Source organism: Bacillus sp. AR2-1, assembly GCF_008368755.1.
GTDB lineage: Bacteria > Bacillota > Bacilli > Bacillales > Bacillaceae_G > Bacillus_A > Bacillus_A wiedmannii.
This window is the reverse complement of the sequence record NZ_QORY01000015.1, coordinates 214,154-229,926: the sequence shown is the minus strand read 5'-3', so window position 1 is coordinate 229,926 and position 15,773 is coordinate 214,154. Positions and strand designations below refer to the sequence as shown.

Annotated in this window: 14 protein-coding genes; all 14 read left to right on the top strand. The window is 33.3% G+C overall.

Features of this window, described 5'->3' with window-relative positions; translation table 11 throughout:
* Positions 1-84: 84 nt before the first annotated feature.
* The 14 genes from DT250_RS17835 to DT250_RS17770 all read left to right on the top strand — a co-directional run bounded on the left by DT250_RS17835 (position 85) and on the right by DT250_RS17770 (position 15,756).
* Positions 85-633 (top strand): DUF4865 family protein, encoded by a 549-nt coding sequence (locus DT250_RS17835; protein WP_149213446.1) that lies wholly within the window; start codon positions 85-87, stop codon positions 631-633.
* Positions 634-675: 42 nt separating this feature from the next.
* Positions 676-1,083 carry a tautomerase family protein gene (locus DT250_RS17830; RefSeq protein WP_149213445.1) on the top strand — a complete coding sequence of 136 codons (408 nt, stop codon included), beginning with the start codon at positions 676-678 and terminating at the stop codon, positions 1,081-1,083.
* Between the two features lies 1 nt (position 1,084).
* A complete protein-coding gene (locus DT250_RS17825) occupies positions 1,085-1,408 on the top strand; it encodes a carboxymuconolactone decarboxylase family protein (protein WP_046959147.1) in 324 nt (107 codons plus the stop codon).
* A 264-nt stretch (positions 1,409-1,672) separates the two neighbouring features.
* Complete coding sequence (locus tag DT250_RS17820) at positions 1,673-2,116, top strand: MarR family winged helix-turn-helix transcriptional regulator (protein ID WP_001205523.1); 444 nt, start codon at positions 1,673-1,675, stop codon at positions 2,114-2,116.
* 81 nt (positions 2,117-2,197) lie between these two features.
* Entirely contained in the window at positions 2,198-3,253 is a 1,056-nt protein-coding gene (locus DT250_RS17815; RefSeq protein WP_087982925.1) for an LLM class flavin-dependent oxidoreductase, read from the top strand.
* 617 nt (positions 3,254-3,870) lie between these two features.
* Entirely contained in the window at positions 3,871-5,274 is a 1,404-nt protein-coding gene (cydA, locus tag DT250_RS17810; protein ID WP_000448888.1) for a cytochrome ubiquinol oxidase subunit I, read from the top strand.
* Positions 5,261-6,277 (top strand): cytochrome d ubiquinol oxidase subunit II, encoded by a 1,017-nt coding sequence (gene cydB / locus DT250_RS17805; RefSeq protein WP_000950075.1) that lies wholly within the window; start codon positions 5,261-5,263, stop codon positions 6,275-6,277. Before cydA ends, cydB begins: the two co-directional genes overlap by 14 nt.
* Positions 6,277-7,992: a thiol reductant ABC exporter subunit CydD gene (gene cydD / locus DT250_RS17800; RefSeq protein ID WP_149213444.1), complete on the top strand. Its 1,716-nt coding sequence runs from the start codon at positions 6,277-6,279 to the stop codon at positions 7,990-7,992. The genes cydB and cydD overlap by 1 nt, the downstream gene beginning before the upstream one ends.
* Before the next feature lie 2 nt (positions 7,993-7,994).
* On the top strand, positions 7,995-9,719 hold the full coding sequence (cydC, locus tag DT250_RS17795; RefSeq protein ID WP_149213443.1) for a thiol reductant ABC exporter subunit CydC: 1,725 nt from the start codon (positions 7,995-7,997) through the stop codon (positions 9,717-9,719).
* 161 nt (positions 9,720-9,880) lie between these two features.
* Positions 9,881-11,029, top strand: coding sequence for a hypothetical protein (locus tag DT250_RS17790; RefSeq protein ID WP_149213442.1), 1,149 nt, complete (start codon positions 9,881-9,883; stop codon positions 11,027-11,029).
* Between the two features lie 106 nt (positions 11,030-11,135).
* On the top strand, positions 11,136-13,697 hold the full coding sequence (locus DT250_RS17785) for a glycosyltransferase (protein ID WP_149213441.1): 2,562 nt from the start codon (positions 11,136-11,138) through the stop codon (positions 13,695-13,697).
* A gap of 19 nt (positions 13,698-13,716) precedes the next feature.
* Complete coding sequence (locus tag DT250_RS17780; RefSeq protein WP_088063063.1) at positions 13,717-14,847, top strand: aminotransferase class I/II-fold pyridoxal phosphate-dependent enzyme; 1,131 nt, start codon at positions 13,717-13,719, stop codon at positions 14,845-14,847.
* Positions 14,840-15,406: an acyltransferase gene (locus DT250_RS17775; RefSeq protein ID WP_149213440.1), complete on the top strand. Its 567-nt coding sequence runs from the start codon at positions 14,840-14,842 to the stop codon at positions 15,404-15,406. The genes DT250_RS17780 and DT250_RS17775 overlap by 8 nt, the downstream gene beginning before the upstream one ends.
* A 128-nt stretch (positions 15,407-15,534) precedes the next feature.
* A complete protein-coding gene (locus DT250_RS17770) occupies positions 15,535-15,756 on the top strand; it encodes a hypothetical protein (RefSeq protein WP_087982911.1) in 222 nt (73 codons plus the stop codon).
* Positions 15,757-15,773: the final 17 nt, after the last annotated feature.

Below are 15,773 nucleotides of genomic sequence, written 5' to 3'. Positions count from 1 at the left end.
TAACAAACATAATTTATACCTATTTTACGTTAGTCAATCATCGGTTTATCATTGTGTATATAAGATAGAAAGTGAGTGATAAACATGATTGGAATGCAATATAAGGTCATTTTGCCAAAGGATTATGACATGGAGATTATTAAAAAAAGGGTAAAGGATAATGGGCATAAAACGGATGGTTTTCAAGAATTGAATTTCAAAGCATATTTAATTACTGAGGCGGGTAAGGAAGGGAATTTCTATAACTGTTATGCACCTTTATATATTTGGAATGGTCATAAAGGAATGAACAAATTTATCTTTGAAGGGTATTACGATAATATTTTACAATCTTTTGGGTGGCAACAAATAAATATAGGTGTTCCATTAGTTGTTAATTTAAGTGATGATTTTAAAAAAAGTAAATATGCTGTTGAGTATACAGGGAGTATTTCTCAAAGTAATTCACTGAGAGGGACTCAATTAAACACTATGAATGAGAATGTACAAAACATAGAAAAGAGTTTAGGAAATGTAATCATTTATAATCCAGATAAATGGGGATATAGCCAATTCAAATTTTATAATGAAAAGCCTAATATGGTAACGAATAAAGATGTTACAGTATTTGAGATTTTGCACATTTCACGATGAAAATTTGTTGAATGTTAAATTAAGAAAAAGGAATGAAACTGTATGCCCTTTGTGAACGTTTATTATCATGAAAATAAATTAAAAGAAGAAGAGATCAAAAAGATAGGTGAATGTATTCATCTTTCATTAATTGAACATTTTAACATCCCTGAAAATGATTTTTTTCAAATGTTTTTACCTTATCAACAAAATCACTTTTTATATAATCCATATTATTTATTAGAAAGAGGAAAAAAGAGAACAGAGAATATGATTTATGTTTCTATTACATGTGGACGGGGAAGAACGATAAAACAGAAAAGGGATCTGTATCAGTCGATATCCTTGAAGGTTTCTGAATGTTCTAGAATAAAAAGTGCAGATATTTTTATTACACTAAATGAGACAGCTGCTGAAAATTGGTCATTTGGTCAAGGAATGGCACAATTGGTAAAAGCGAAGGGGGAGTGAAATGATGAATGAAGCCATTGAATATTGTATTCAAGAGAAAATGAGAGAAAAGGCACCTGCATTTGCTCACTATAGTGAAGAGATATTGTTCGAGGAAGTGTGGCGGGATGCCACTTTAACATTAAGAGAAAGAAGTTTATGTACAGTGTCGGCATTAATCAGTCTTGGTCATACAGAACAATTACCATTTCATTTGCAGTTGGCCAAACAAAATGGAATTGCAGAAAATGAAATGATTGCATTAATAACGCATATGGCTTTTTATGTTGGCTGGCCAAAAGCGGTGGGAGCTTTAAATATAGCAATGAATGAAATGGAAAGTTAAGAATAACGATAAGAAAGAATTCATTTAAACATGAATTCTTTCTTATCGTTATTTATGTAATACTCTAATGAAAGCGGTGGGAGCTTTAAATATAGCAATGAATGAAATGGAAAGTTAAGAATAACGATAAGAAAGAATTCATTGAATTCTTTCTTATCGTTATTTATGTAATACTCTAATGAGATATTTTTCACGTTTTCTCTTGCTTTTTTATCACTTGCGTAGTAAAGTGATAGTAAGATTCACGATAGGAAGTGATCAAATATGCGTGATAATACGATAGGGTCATTAATATGGTTACGTTTAATACGATTTACGAACCAAAGTAATCAGATGTCAAATGAGTTTTTAAAACGGTTTGATTTAACGACAGCTCAATTTGATGTGCTTTTGCAAATACGTACGTATCAGCCACTCACACAAATGGAGTTAGCTGAAAAGGTAACTGTTACACAAGGCGGTATTTCTCGAATGTTAACTCGTCTTGAAAAAGAAGGATATATTGTACGGAAACAAGATTGGAAAACGAAAACAATTAGTCTTACAGAGCAAGGGGAAGCAGCTTTAGAGAGAGCGTTGCCAGAGCAACTTGCATTTCAATCATCGTTTTTTGATGATGTATTAAATGAAGAAGAGCAGAAAATATTATACGAGCTGATGACGAAAGTTCATAAGCATAGTGAAAAAAAAGAATTGCCGCAAGAGTAATTTTTTTTCAGTATCAATTGACTAATCAAGTGATGGTGATTGAAGAAAATGAATACGACTGAATTAAAGGAGAGAGCAACTATGGAAAAATACCGTATGGATACAAGTAAAGGAATAGAGTTTGGATTATATTCAATTGGGGATCATGTTTTAAATCCACATAACGGAGAGAAAATTAGTGCAGAACAAAGAATTCATGAATTAATTGAAACAGCAAAGTTAGCGGATGAATCTGGACTTGATGTATTTGCTGTCGGTGAAAGTCATCAAACGCATTTTACAACGCAAGCTCATACAGTTATTTTAGGAGCTATTGCACAAGCTACGAAAAATATAAAAATTGCAAGTTCAGCAACGATAGTAAGTACATCTGATCCGGTACGAGTGTATGAGGATTTTGCTACAATTGACTTAATTTCTAATGGACGTGCAGAAATCGTGGCTGGTCGTGGATCTCGTATTGGGGGATATAGTTTACTTGGTTATGACGTGAATGATTATGAAGAGCTATTTGAAGAGAAGATGGAACTTTTATTAAAAATTAATAAAGAGGAACATGTAACATGGAACGGACAGTTCAGAGCGCCGCTTGCACATGCATCGGTTATTCCGAGAGCTAAAAATAATAACTTACCAATTTGGCGTGCAGTTGGTGGCCCACCAGCTAGTGCGATTAAAGCAGGACGTGCGGGTGTACCAATGATGATAACAACACTAGGTGGTCCAGCTATTAACTTTAAAGGATCAGTAGATGCTTATCGTGAGGCTGCGGCGCAAAGTGGATTTAATCCAGCAAGTTTGCCAGTTGCAACAACGAGTTTATTTTATACAGCAAAAAATTCACAAGATGCGTTTAGTGAATACTATCCTCATATTAATGCTGGTATGCTTACACTGCGTGGTGGTGGGTATCCGAAGCAACAATTTACAAATGCAGTAGATTACCGTGACGCATTAATGGTTGGTAGCCCGCAACAAATTATTGAAAAAATGCTTTACCAATATGAATTATTTGGACAACAACGTTTTATGGCACAAATTGATTTTGGTGGTGTGCCACTTAATAAAATTGAGAAAAATATCGAATTAATTGCTACTGAAATTTTACCGGCTGTTAGAAAACATACAGCAAAATAATTTGAAAAATACCGAGAGTCTAATCGATTCTCGGTATTTTTTTATGTATTAATTTTGTTTGAAAAAATGACAAAAAAATGAATTTTTAGTCTAGAAAGAGGGCGGGTATTTTCTATTTTTGAATAACATTATTTTGTATTTGAATTTTAGAGATGCATTTTTCTCTTGACAAAAAAATAACTGATTTCCTCATTGGTAAAGAGGACATTTTTTCATGAAAAAGTCAAGTGTATGTAGAGAAAAATGATTGTTTTATTGATACGAAAGTAAGTCTTATATTTGAAAAATACATTTTAGTAATGAAAAAAATCTAATTCAAAAAAATGACAAAAGACATATTTCAGACAAAATGATGTCAATAATACGTCAAAAATCAGCTGAATTTACTATGCAGGTATATTATACAATTCGATTAACGGATAAAACACTACTGAAATAGTGAAAAGGTAAATTTTATGAGAAAGTTTTTTTGTAATTATCTTGAAAACTGAAAAATTATATTTTCTAAAAGTACATAAACAAATTTATCTTTCTATATTTCTAAGATTTGAGTTGTTTTATTCATACAACTCAATTGAAATTACGATATAAAAAATTATGAAGGAAGTGATTGTAGTATGGAAACGCTCGAATTGGCGCGAATACAATTCGCATCAACAACGATTTTCCATTACTTTTTTGTTCCGCTGTCTATTGGTTTAGCTTTTATCATTGCGTTAATGCAAACGTTATACGTGGTAAAGGGACAAGAAATTTATAAGAAGATGACGAAGTTTTGGACACAAATATTCCTAGTTAACTTTGCGGTAGGTGTAGTAACTGGTATTTTACAAGAATTCCAGTTTGGCATGAACTGGTCAACATATTCACGTTTCGTAGGTGATGTGTTTGGTCCATCACTTGCAATTGAAGGCTTATTAGCATTTTTCATAGAGTCTACATTCCTAGGTTTATGGGTATTCGGTGAGGACAAATTACCGAAGCGAATTCACTTGTTATGTATTTGGCTCCTTTCAATTGGAACAATGTTATCAGCATTTTGGATTTTAACTGCAAGTGCATTTATGCAATCGCCAGTAGGATATGAAATGGCAGCAGATGGACGTGCACAGATGAATGATTTCTTAGCGATTATTCAAAACCCACAATTATGGGTACAATTCCCGCATACAATTACAGCTGCGATTGCAACTGGTGCATTCTTTATTGCAGGTGTGAGTGCATGGAAAATAACGAAAGCTCAAGAAACTGAAGTGTTTAAAAAATCGTTCCGCATTTCTATCATTGTTGGAACACTTACAACGGCGTTAGTATTATTCTTTGGACATGCGCAAGCACAACAATTAATTAAGACGCATCCAATGAAAATGGCAGCAGCTGAAGCGTTATGGAATACGAGTGAGGATCCAGCGCCATTTACAGTATTTGCGAAAATTGATGCAGAGAAGCAAGAAAATTCGTTTGAAATTCAAATCCCTTATATGCTAAGTCTATTATCATTTGATAAATTTAGTGGTCAAGTAGAAGGGATGAATCAAATTCAAAAACAATATGAAGAAAAATATGGGCCTGGAGATTATATACCGCCAGTACACACTATGTTCTGGAGTTTTAGAGCGATGGTAATGAGTGGAACCTTTATGCTTCTTCTAGGAGCATACGGATGGTTCTTATCAAGAAAAGATCGTTTAGCTGAAAAAACTTGGTATTTAAAATTAATGGTGTATGCAATTGCACTACCGTTTATCGGTAATACAGTAGGATGGATTATGACTGAAATGGGACGTCAGCCTTGGGTAGTTTTCGGTGTTATGAAAACGGAAGATGCTGTATCTCCAAATGTTACGTTCGGAGAAGTATTATTCTCTTTAGTTTCATTCACATCACTATATTTAATTATAGGTGGAATCACTATTTACTTATTCGTTCGTATTATTAAAGGACATGAGAATAAGAAAGCGAAACAGGATTCTCAAAGCCATGATCCATTTGATAAGGAGGAAGAGTATGTTATCTCTTAATGAGTTGTGGTTTATCATTATTGCAGTTTTATTCGTAGGCTTCTTTGTACTTGAAGGTTTCGATTTCGGTGTAGGTATAGTTTCAAGGTTTTTAGGGGAAAACGATTTAGAGAAAAGAATTTACTTAAATACAATTGGCCCATTTTGGCACGCGAATGAAGTATGGCTTGTTTGTGCTGGTGGAGCTATGTTCGCGGCATTCCCGCACTGGTATGCAACTTTATTTAGCGGGTTTTACATTCCGTTTGTATTTATGCTTCTTGCTTTAATTATAAGAGGGGTTTCCTTTAAATTCCGTGCGAAAATAGACAATCATAAATGGAAAGGTTTTTGGGATTGGGGTATGTTTTTAGGAAGTTTACTACCGCCTGTTCTTTGGGGAGTTGCAATTGCTAACTTTATGGTAGGTATTCCAATTGATGAAACGAAAAATGCTGTAGGTGGATTCTTACCATTACTTCATCCATTTGCATTACTTGGAGGAGTTATGTTCCTTCTGCTATGTATTGTTCACGGATTGCAATTCCTTACTATACGTACAACTGGTAAGTTAAGAGAACGTGCACGTATTGCTGCGTTGAAAATTGCACCGCTTGCAATTATAGCACTTCTTATTTTTGCCGGTGTAGGGTTATGGAAAACAGATATTTTCACTGGTCATGGTACAGAGTGGATTATGGTTCCGATTGGAGCTTTTGTAGCATTATGTGCGTCAACATTATTAAATAAAAGAAGAAGAGATGGTTGGGCTTTCGTTATGACGAGTTTAACAATCATTTTACTAAGTGCGAGTGTGTTTGCCGGCATGTTCCCACGTGTCTTAATTAGCTCGTTAGGGTCAATATACGATTTAACAATTTATAATGCAGCATCGGGAGATTATGCACTAAAACTGATGACGTATTTTTCAATTGCTATATTGCCATTTGTTTTGGGAAGTCAAATATGGAGTTTCTATGTGTTTAGACAACCTGTTAAGTCAGATAAAGATTTGGAGTACTAATGAAAAGAAAAAGAGGACTTCCGTCGTATCCTGGTAGCCGAGTTTTATATGTAGTGTTAACAATCATTAGCATTTTAGAAGCTATAAGTATTATTGGGCAAACAGTGTTTTTAGCACGGGCTATTACGTTTTTATTTCAAGGAGAAACAGTGCAATCTGTGTTAAATGAAACGGTTTATTTTGGAATCACGTTTGCAGTACGTCATATGCTAGTTCGAATTTCGCAAATATTAGTGGAACGTTTCGCTGAAAAAACAGGATCGCTACTGCGAAAACAATTAATAGAGGCGTATTTCACATTAGGTCCACGGTATGTTCAAACTGCTGGAACAGGTCATCTGGTTACCTTATCGATTGAAGGTATTGAGAAATTTAAAACATATATTGAATTAACAATTCCTAAAATGATTAGAAGTAGTATCGTACCGGGACTAATTGTACTATATGTTTTTACGTTAGATATTGAGTCTGGAATCATTTTAGTTGTAACGATTCCTATCGTAATTACATTTATGATCCTACTAGGATTAGCAGCGCAGAAAATGGCAGATAGCCAATATGAAACATATCGAGTACTTTCTAATCATTTTGTAGATACGTTAAAAGGATTAGAAACATTAAAGTATTTAGGGAAAAGTAAACAACACGAAGGAAAGATTGAAAAAGTAAGTAAAAGGTATAGAAAAGCAACGATGCGTACTTTGCGAGTTGCTTTTCTTTCTTCTTTTGCATTAGATTTCTTTACGAGCTTATCCATTGCATTTGTGGCGGTCGGGTTAGGGATACGTTTAATAGATGGGACAATTGTACTATTGCCAGCCCTTACGATTTTAATTTTAGCTCCGGAATATTTTCTGCCAATTAAACAAGTTGGAGCGAATTATCATGCTACGTTAGATGGACAACTTGCAATGGAGCAAATAGAAGAGATTTTACAGCAACAAAAAGAAATAGGAATGAAAGAATCTAATGTAGGTTTAATATGGAATGCCTCTAGTAACTTGAAATTACAAGATGTAAAAGTAAAGAATAATGAATCTGAAAAAGCTATATTAGAGGGAATTGATTTTACTTGGAAAGGCACCGGCGCTATAGGTGTAATTGGTGAAAGTGGGGCAGGGAAATCGACGTTAATTGACGTATTAGCAGGATTTTTAACTCCTTCGGGTGGAAAGCTGATAATAAATGGTGTGAAAATTGACGGGTCTACTCGAGAAGATTGGCAAAAGAATATTGCTTATATTCCGCAGCAACCTTATATTTTCCCGTTTTCATTAAAAGATAACATTTGTTTCTATGAAACAAATACAACTGATGCAGAAGTGGAAAGCGTTATTAATGAAGTTGGTCTTCGTTCACTCGTTACATCGCTTCCGAACGGGATGTATGAAAGAATTGGAGAAGGTGGACGTATGCTTAGTGGCGGGCAAGAACAACGTGTCGCTATGGCACGTGCACTTTTAAGCAAAAAGCCAATTATTTTATTAGACGAGCCTACAGCACATCTTGATATTGAAACTGAATTTGAAATAAAGCAAGCGATGTTACGTCTGTTTGAAGGTAAGCTAGTATTTCTTGCAACACATCGTCTTCACTGGATGAAACAGATGGATCATATTCTTATTTTAAATAAAGGGGAAATGATAAAAAGCGGCACGTATGAAGAACTTTTAAAGAATGAGGCATTACATTTTCAAAGGAAAGAGAGGGGATAGAGATGAGTAACTGGATTAAACCTTATATACAGCAAAATAAAGGTAGAATGACTTTAACTATTTTCCTTGGTCTTCTTGGAGTTAGTTCAGGTGCGATGTTACTTTTCATTTCAGGTTATTTAATCTCTAAATCTGCTCTTAGACCAGAAAATGTAATGGCTGTATATGTTCCTATCGTTGCAACACGTGCGTTTAGTATAGGACAAGCGGTATTTCATTATTTAGAGCGTTTAGTTGGACACGATGTCGTACTACGCATATTAGAAAAGATGAGAACGAAACTATACAGAATAGTAGAACCGCAGGCGTTATTTTTCCGTTCACGATTTCAAACGGGCGATATGTTAGGTATATTATCCGAAGATATAGAGCATTTGCAAAACCTATATTTACGTACAATATTTCCTAGTCTATTAGCATTAGTTGTATATAGCATATTCGTACTTGTTATCGGAGCATTTGACGTAGTATTTGCACTTATTGCAGCATGTATGTTGGCTATTATCGTTTTTCTTCTTCCGTTTGTATCATTACTTTTAATGAAGCAACATCATGTTACTTTAAAGCAAGGAAGAAGCCGTTTGTATCAACAACTAACAGACGCTGTTTTTGGGTTATCTGATTGGCAAGCAAGTGGTAGAAAAGATGAATTCATTGATAAGTATGTAGAGCAAAATGCTCAGTTGTTAAAAACGGAAAAAAGAATGAAGCGCTGGAATCATATTCGGGACAGTATCATTCAATTAGTAGTGGGGATCGTAGTTATTTCAATGATCATATGGACTGGAAATGAGGCAGCAAGTGAACAGATTGCACCTACCGTTATTGCGGCTTTCGTCTTAATGACGTTATCTGTGACAAATGCGTTAATTCCACTTTCAGATGCTATCGATCGAATTCCATCATATGTAGAATCTGCTCATCGTCTAAATAAAGTAGAAGCTAATGATGTTTTACAGGATGAAAAGGAATTACATGAGAATAAAGATTATGTTGCATCGAAATATATGGATATTGAATTAAATAATGTATCGTATAGTTACCCAGATAGTAATGAGTTTGTATTGAAAGAAGTATCACTGCAAATAAAGGCAGGAAAGAAAATCGCCATTTTAGGAAGAAGTGGAACAGGAAAATCTACTTTGTTAAAATTGTTAGCAGGTGCGCTAAGCCCGTTACATGGTGAAGTTTTATTGCATAGTGAACATGCTCATACGAATCTTTTATCAAAATATATTTCTGTATTGAATCAAAAGCCGCATTTATTCGATACGACAATTGGAAATAATGTGCGAATCGGTAAACCAGAGGCTACGGATGAAGAGATATGGACAGCTTTAGAGAAAGCACAATTAGCTTCGCATATAGCTTCTCTTCCAGATGGATTGCAAACAAAAATGCATGAAATGGGGAAAAGGTTTTCTGGTGGAGAAAGACAACGGGTTGCTTTTGCTAGAACGCTAATGCAAGAGGCTCCAATTATTGTACTTGATGAACCTACGATCGGCTTAGATCCAAAGACAGAACTATCTTTAATAGAAACAATGTTTTCTGCAACAGAAGAAAAGACTGTTATTTGGATTACACACCACCTTGTAGGAATTGAACATGTAGATGAAGTTATATTCCTTGATCGTGGTCAAATTGTGATGCAAGGCAGTCATGAACAACTTCTGAAAGAAAACGAGAAGTATCGAAAGCTTTATGAGTTAGATAAAGGAATATAGTTTGAATAAGTAATAATTGTAAAATAGCTACGCCAAATGGTGGAGCTATTTTTGTTTTGAAATGAATATTCTATTCTTTTTTAATGTTGGATTGCAGATGTATATGATCATTATGAATGAAAAATGAATTTCATATTATACATATAATGGAGGGGATATACATGAAGGAGCAGTATAAAATTATTGTTTTAAGTGATGAAGTATCAGGGGGAAGGATTCAAAATGCATTAGACAAAAATAAATGTAAAACAATAGTTCATGTTGTAGACGTTTCAACTATTGTTCGTATAGAAAATTCTTTTCAATATATAGTCATTTGGAGAGTGGACGCAGAAAAACTTACAAATGAATTGATAAGCAAGGGCGTGCAAAGTAAAAAAATTATTAATTTAACAAAATACATGTATGAATGGAGGAATAAATTAATTTCTATATATCAAATAAATCCGGATCTTATGTTTTTATACATGTCTATGAAAAAAGTAAAGAGTGATCCCACATATGAATTGTTTGCTACCGGCTTGTCTTATCCGCATTGTGGCATAAGTACGGAGTTCCTCTCAAAAAAGTCAATAAAATTAACACTTCCATCGCAAGATCTATACTATGATTATTTAATAGCGTCACAACTTCTATCAAACGATCATTCATTTCAATATTGTTTGATAGGAATAGCCTATTTCTCTTTTTACTTTGACATGTCGTTATCATCTGAAGCATATAGAATTCACAAAGTATATTATCCATTGTTTCAAGACGGTCATCATACTGTAGTTCATTCTCCTCTACCCACTGATGGATTCTCACATCTAGATAGTCCGAAACAACTTTTTTCTATTTTTAATTTGCATTTTGAATATATTTTATTAGACGAACTAAAAGATGAATCATTGATACTCCCTTGGATAAATGCTGAATGGAATACCACTCCCCTTCATATTCCTTTTGAAGAACATGGGAAAATGAGAGCAGCTTCACATGCTAAATTGTCGTATCCTCATACTTTAATTGAAAATAAAACGATTTTTAAAACATATTTAGAATTACTGTTAAAAAATGATATAAAGCCACTAATTGTTGTCTTCCCTGTTACTTCACATTATTTCAATTGTAGTAGTAAGAAATTAAAAGAAGATTTTTATAAAGTTATAAATGATTTTCAAGCACAATATTCTTTTCAAATCATAGATCTATTTGATTCACCATTATTTTATGATGAAGATTTTTATGATAGTGATCATATGAATAAAAAAGGTGCAAATAAAATGTCCGCGTTATTAAATATGTTTATTCAGGAACGAAAAGTATGATATTTCGATTCATATTTGCATAAAAGTATATAGGCTCCATACAGTTAAAGTAATGTGATTTTTGCATCGCGTATACAAATAATATGCGAAGAGGTGAGAGAGTAAAATGAGAACTCGTATTGAAAGAACTGTAGAGGTGGTAGATCAACTTCCGTTGGTAAGTGTGTTAATTCCTACGTATAATCGACCTCGCTACTTTGAAAAGGCGTTATGTAGTGTGTTAGAACAAACGTATCCTAATATAGAAATTATAGTTGGAGATGATAGTACGAATGACGAAACAGAAAAGGTGTTACAAAAATACTTATGTAATCATTCAAATATTATTTATATAAAAAACAGGTCAACTCTCGGACAATTTGAAAATGCGCTAATGTTATTTAATGAAACGAACGGTGAGTATGTAAACTTTTTAATGGATGATGATATATTTCACTTGAATAAAATTGAAAAAATGATGAAGTATTTTTTGAATGATCTAGATAATGAAATTAAGCTTGTAACATCTCATCGCCAAGTAATTGATGATAAAGGGCAAGAACTACGACATATTTATTCAACTGTCCGTTTATTTGAAGAGGATACGATTATAGAGGGAACAGAATTAGCAAATAGGGTAATTGTGGATCAAAAAAATTATATCGGAGAACCGACAACAGTTTTATTTCGTAAAAATGATTTACAAGAACCGTATGGGATTTTTGATAAGAGGCGGTATCTATGTAACGTAGATATAGCTTCATGGTTATCTTTATTAAGTAAAGGAAAAGCAGTATATATAGCAGAGACACTTAGTTACTTTCGATTACATCCAGATCAACAGTTAAATGAATCTAATAAAATGATGGATGGGTTAGAAGATTTTTCACATAGTATTATAGCAGGAAAAAAATATGGTTTCTTATCCGACGAAAAAGAATTAGACAAAGCGATAACTAATTTTCTAGATTATGCAAGGAGGATAGTTCCATCATCGATATTGTATACATTAGACTATTATCAAAAAATTAGGAGAAAGAAAATAAACATAGAAAAGAAAAAACAACATATAAATAATAATTCTCCTTTACCAAAAGTAAGTATACTTATTCCCGCGTACAATAGACCTTATTACTTGGAATTAGCGCTCAATAGCGCACTGAATCAAACATATGAAAATATTGAAATTATTATTTCTGACGACAGTACAAATAATGAAGTTAATGCTATGATTCAACCGTATTTACGTGAATATGAGTGTATTACATATGCTAAAAATGAAACTCCGTTAGTTGCTGAAAACTTTAATAAGTGTATAGAACTTGCGAACGGGGATTATATAAACTTTTTATTAGATGATGACTTATTTCATCATGAAAAGATCGAGAGAATGATGAAATACTTTTTGACGTTAGAAAATATTTCATTTGTGACGTCATATCGTGAACTGATTGATGAGAATGGAGAGATATTACCACCCTCAACATTGAATATGAAAATTGCGAAAGAAACTACACTTTTTGAAGGAAAAGAATTAGGAAATTACATATTAAAAAATTTAAAAAATATAGTTGGTGAGCCGACAACTGTTCTGTTTAATCGAGATTTGTTTGAAGGGAAGTTTGGGTATTTTAAAGGAAAGGCTTATTCTTCTATTAATGACATTGCAACTTGGCTAGATATGATGAGGAAAGGAAAAGTAGTTTATATACAAGAACCTCTTAGTTATTTTAGACAACATAGTGGACAAAATCAAAAACAAATACATTTTATTTTAATGACAATAGAAGAGTGGATTGAATTAATTATAGATGCATATAATAGTGGATTTTTAAGTTCTGAGAGAGATTATAAAGAGAGTTTATCTTATTGTTTAGAAAATGCGGGATTTATAGTTAAGGATGCGGTAAGAAATGGGGAACTAGATCAAATTTATAATGAAAAGATAAAAAAAGGGTTAAACAAGCTAGTCGCTCATATGTTTGAGAAAGAATCTTGTTATTGTCAATATTGCAATCAGCAATTTGAAAAATTTTCACCTTGGCCAGCACATTATGATTTTCCGAAATATAAATTTGAGATGTGGAATAAAGATACAGGGATATGCCCAGTTTGTAGTTCAATGGATCGTGAAAGGTTGTATCGTGCGTACATTGAAATGGAAACGGACTTGTTAAGTAGAGAATACACTATGCTTCATATTGCACCTGAAGAGAAGTTAAGAGATTGGTTTAACGAGTATAAAAATATTACGTATGTATGTGGGGATATAGAACCAAAGGATCCATTAATGAAGGAAATTGACGTTACAAGCATTACATATGATAGTAATACTTTTGATGTAATTTTATGTAGCCATGTATTAGAACACGTTCTTGACGATGGCAAAGCAATGCGAGAGTTATATAGAGTATTAAAGCCAAATGGATGGGGAATTATTCAAGTACCAATCGTAATGAATGTAGATTCTATTATAGAAAATAAATTAATTGTAACACCACAATTGAGAAAATTAGCTTTTGGTCAAGAAGATCATGTGAGAATTTATAATCAATCGGGATTCATTCAACGATTAATGAATGCAGGGTTTAAGGTGGAATTATATAACGTAGCTGAAAGAAAAGGAATGAAAAGTGCTAGGAAATTTGGATTATCTGAAACAGATACGCTCTATATTGTCCGAAAATGATAGGAAGGAATAGATAGATATGGAGAATATTCCTTTTTTGCGTGCTTCAACTGTACCTGTAATTGAGTATTTGGACGAATTGAAGGAAATAGATACATCTCACATATATACGAATTATGGACCTATAAATCAACGTTTTGAAGAAACAATTATGTCGGAATTTTTTCAGAACAGGGGCGCTGTTACAACGGTGGCAAACGCAACATTAGGGTTAATGGCCGCTATTCAACTTAAGAAAAGAAGAAAAGGAAAATATGCCCTCATGCCTAGTTTTACATTCCCTGCGACTCCATTAGCGGCTATTTGGTGTGGATTGGAACCTTATTTTATTGATATTTCAATAGATGATTGGTATATGGATAAAACAGTACTTTGGGATAAGATTGAAGAATTAAAAGAAGAGGTTGCGATTGTTGTCCCGTACGCAACTTTTGGATCATGGATGGACTTAGAAAAATATGAAGAATTAGAGAAAAAGGGTATTCCGGTTGTCGTAGATGCGGCACCGGGATTTGGGTTAATGAATGGAAGTATGCATTACGGTCAGGATTTTAGTGGTATGATCGTATATAGCTTTCATGCAACAAAGCCGTTCGGAATTGGTGAAGGAGGGCTCATATATAGTAAAAAGGAAGAAGATATACAACGTATTAAAAGAATGGGTAATTTCGGATTTGATAAAAATCGTGAATGTACGATGATGGGGTTTAATTGTAAAATGTCTGAATATGCGGCAGCTGTTGGGATTGCGACTATGAAAAAATGGAATCAAAAATTAAAAGAACGCACCCGTATTTCTGAATGGTATAAACAATTGTTACAAAGTAATGGATTAATGAAAAAAGGATGGAAACTCCAAAAGACAGAAGCAGTTATTCAACAATTTATGCCTATTCTTTGTCCGGAAGAAGTTCACAACATACAAGTAATAGAAGAACTGAAAAAACAGAAAATAGAAGCTAGATTATACTTTTCACCATCATGCCACCAACAAGTTCTTTTTAGAACTTATAAGTCTACAGATTTAATAGAAACGAATAAAATAGCCAAACGAATAGTAAGTTTACCTTTATGGGAAGGAATGACGAAAGAAATAGTAGAACAAATTGTAATCTGTTTAGGGCAGAAGGTGGTGTCGGCAGATGAATAGTTTTTATAGTCAAGAAGAGTTAAAGAAAATTGGATTTTTATCTGTTGGGAAAAATGTATTGATTAGTAAAAAAGCAAGTATATATAATCCAGGTGTTATATCAGTTGGTAATAATGTAAGAATTGATGATTTTTGTATTTTAAGTGGTAAAATCACAATTGGAAGTTATTCGCATATATCAGCGTATACAGCGTTATATGGAGGGGAAGTTGGGATTGAAATGTATGACTTTGCAAATATCTCAGCTAAAACAATCGTATATGCAGTACTAGATGATTTCAGTGGAAATACATTAATGGGGCCAACTGTCCCGAATCAATATAGGAATGTGAAAACAGGAAAAGTTATTTTAAAAAAGCATACGATTATTGGTGCTGATTCTATTATTTTTCCAAATGTAACTGTAGGAGAAGGCACAGCAGTTGGTGCGATGAGTATGGTAAAGGAGAGTTTAGATGATTGGTATATTTATGCTGGAGTTCCCGTAAAAAAAATAAAACCTCGTCAAAAAAAGATGCTAGAGTCAGAAAATGATTTTTTAAAAAACATTAATTCTTAACAAAAAAGAATTAATGTTTTTTATTTTTAAGATACAGCAAAGTTGTATCTTAACTTATTATGTTTTAAATTTAGCTGACAAAGGCAATACTGAGCCATAGTGAATGTAAAGTTGGAGGGCGAGCATATATGTTTGATGAGGATGGGATTGTTTTAATTATGGAACCAGCTGATGAAAGTAACTTGAGGAGGTTTATTTTTTCGGTGCCAAAGTCAGTGTATGAAAAGAAGGGGCTTACATTACACTATGGAACAGCTATAGGACAAGGATATATGGATATAATTGAAGATATTATTAGCGTAAATATAGAAATAGATGCTGTAACGATAATAGGGCATGTAAGAGGGTAAATAGCTATTTGAAAAAG

Bases quoted from the DNA above. Each gene is read 5' to 3' on its own strand.
- DT250_RS17835 (WP_149213446.1), top strand. From the start codon at position 85: ATGATTGGAATGCAATATAAGGTCATTTTGCCAAAGGATTATGACATG.
- DT250_RS17830 (WP_149213445.1), top strand. From the start codon at position 676: ATGCCCTTTGTGAACGTTTATTATCATGAAAATAAATTAAAAGAAGAA.
- DT250_RS17825 (WP_046959147.1), top strand. From the start codon at position 1,085: ATGATGAATGAAGCCATTGAATATTGTATTCAAGAGAAAATGAGAGAA.
- DT250_RS17820 (WP_001205523.1), top strand. From the start codon at position 1,673: ATGCGTGATAATACGATAGGGTCATTAATATGGTTACGTTTAATACGA.
- DT250_RS17815 (WP_087982925.1), top strand. From the start codon at position 2,198: ATGGAAAAATACCGTATGGATACAAGTAAAGGAATAGAGTTTGGATTA.
- cydA (WP_000448888.1), top strand. From the start codon at position 3,871: ATGGAAACGCTCGAATTGGCGCGAATACAATTCGCATCAACAACGATT.
- cydB (WP_000950075.1), top strand. From the start codon at position 5,261: ATGTTATCTCTTAATGAGTTGTGGTTTATCATTATTGCAGTTTTATTC.
- cydD (WP_149213444.1), top strand. From the start codon at position 6,277: ATGAAAAGAAAAAGAGGACTTCCGTCGTATCCTGGTAGCCGAGTTTTA.
- cydC (WP_149213443.1), top strand. From the start codon at position 7,995: ATGAGTAACTGGATTAAACCTTATATACAGCAAAATAAAGGTAGAATG.
- DT250_RS17790 (WP_149213442.1), top strand. From the start codon at position 9,881: ATGAAGGAGCAGTATAAAATTATTGTTTTAAGTGATGAAGTATCAGGG.
- DT250_RS17785 (WP_149213441.1), top strand. From the start codon at position 11,136: ATGAGAACTCGTATTGAAAGAACTGTAGAGGTGGTAGATCAACTTCCG.
- DT250_RS17780 (WP_088063063.1), top strand. From the start codon at position 13,717: ATGGAGAATATTCCTTTTTTGCGTGCTTCAACTGTACCTGTAATTGAG.
- DT250_RS17775 (WP_149213440.1), top strand. From the start codon at position 14,840: ATGAATAGTTTTTATAGTCAAGAAGAGTTAAAGAAAATTGGATTTTTA.
- DT250_RS17770 (WP_087982911.1), top strand. From the start codon at position 15,535: ATGTTTGATGAGGATGGGATTGTTTTAATTATGGAACCAGCTGATGAA.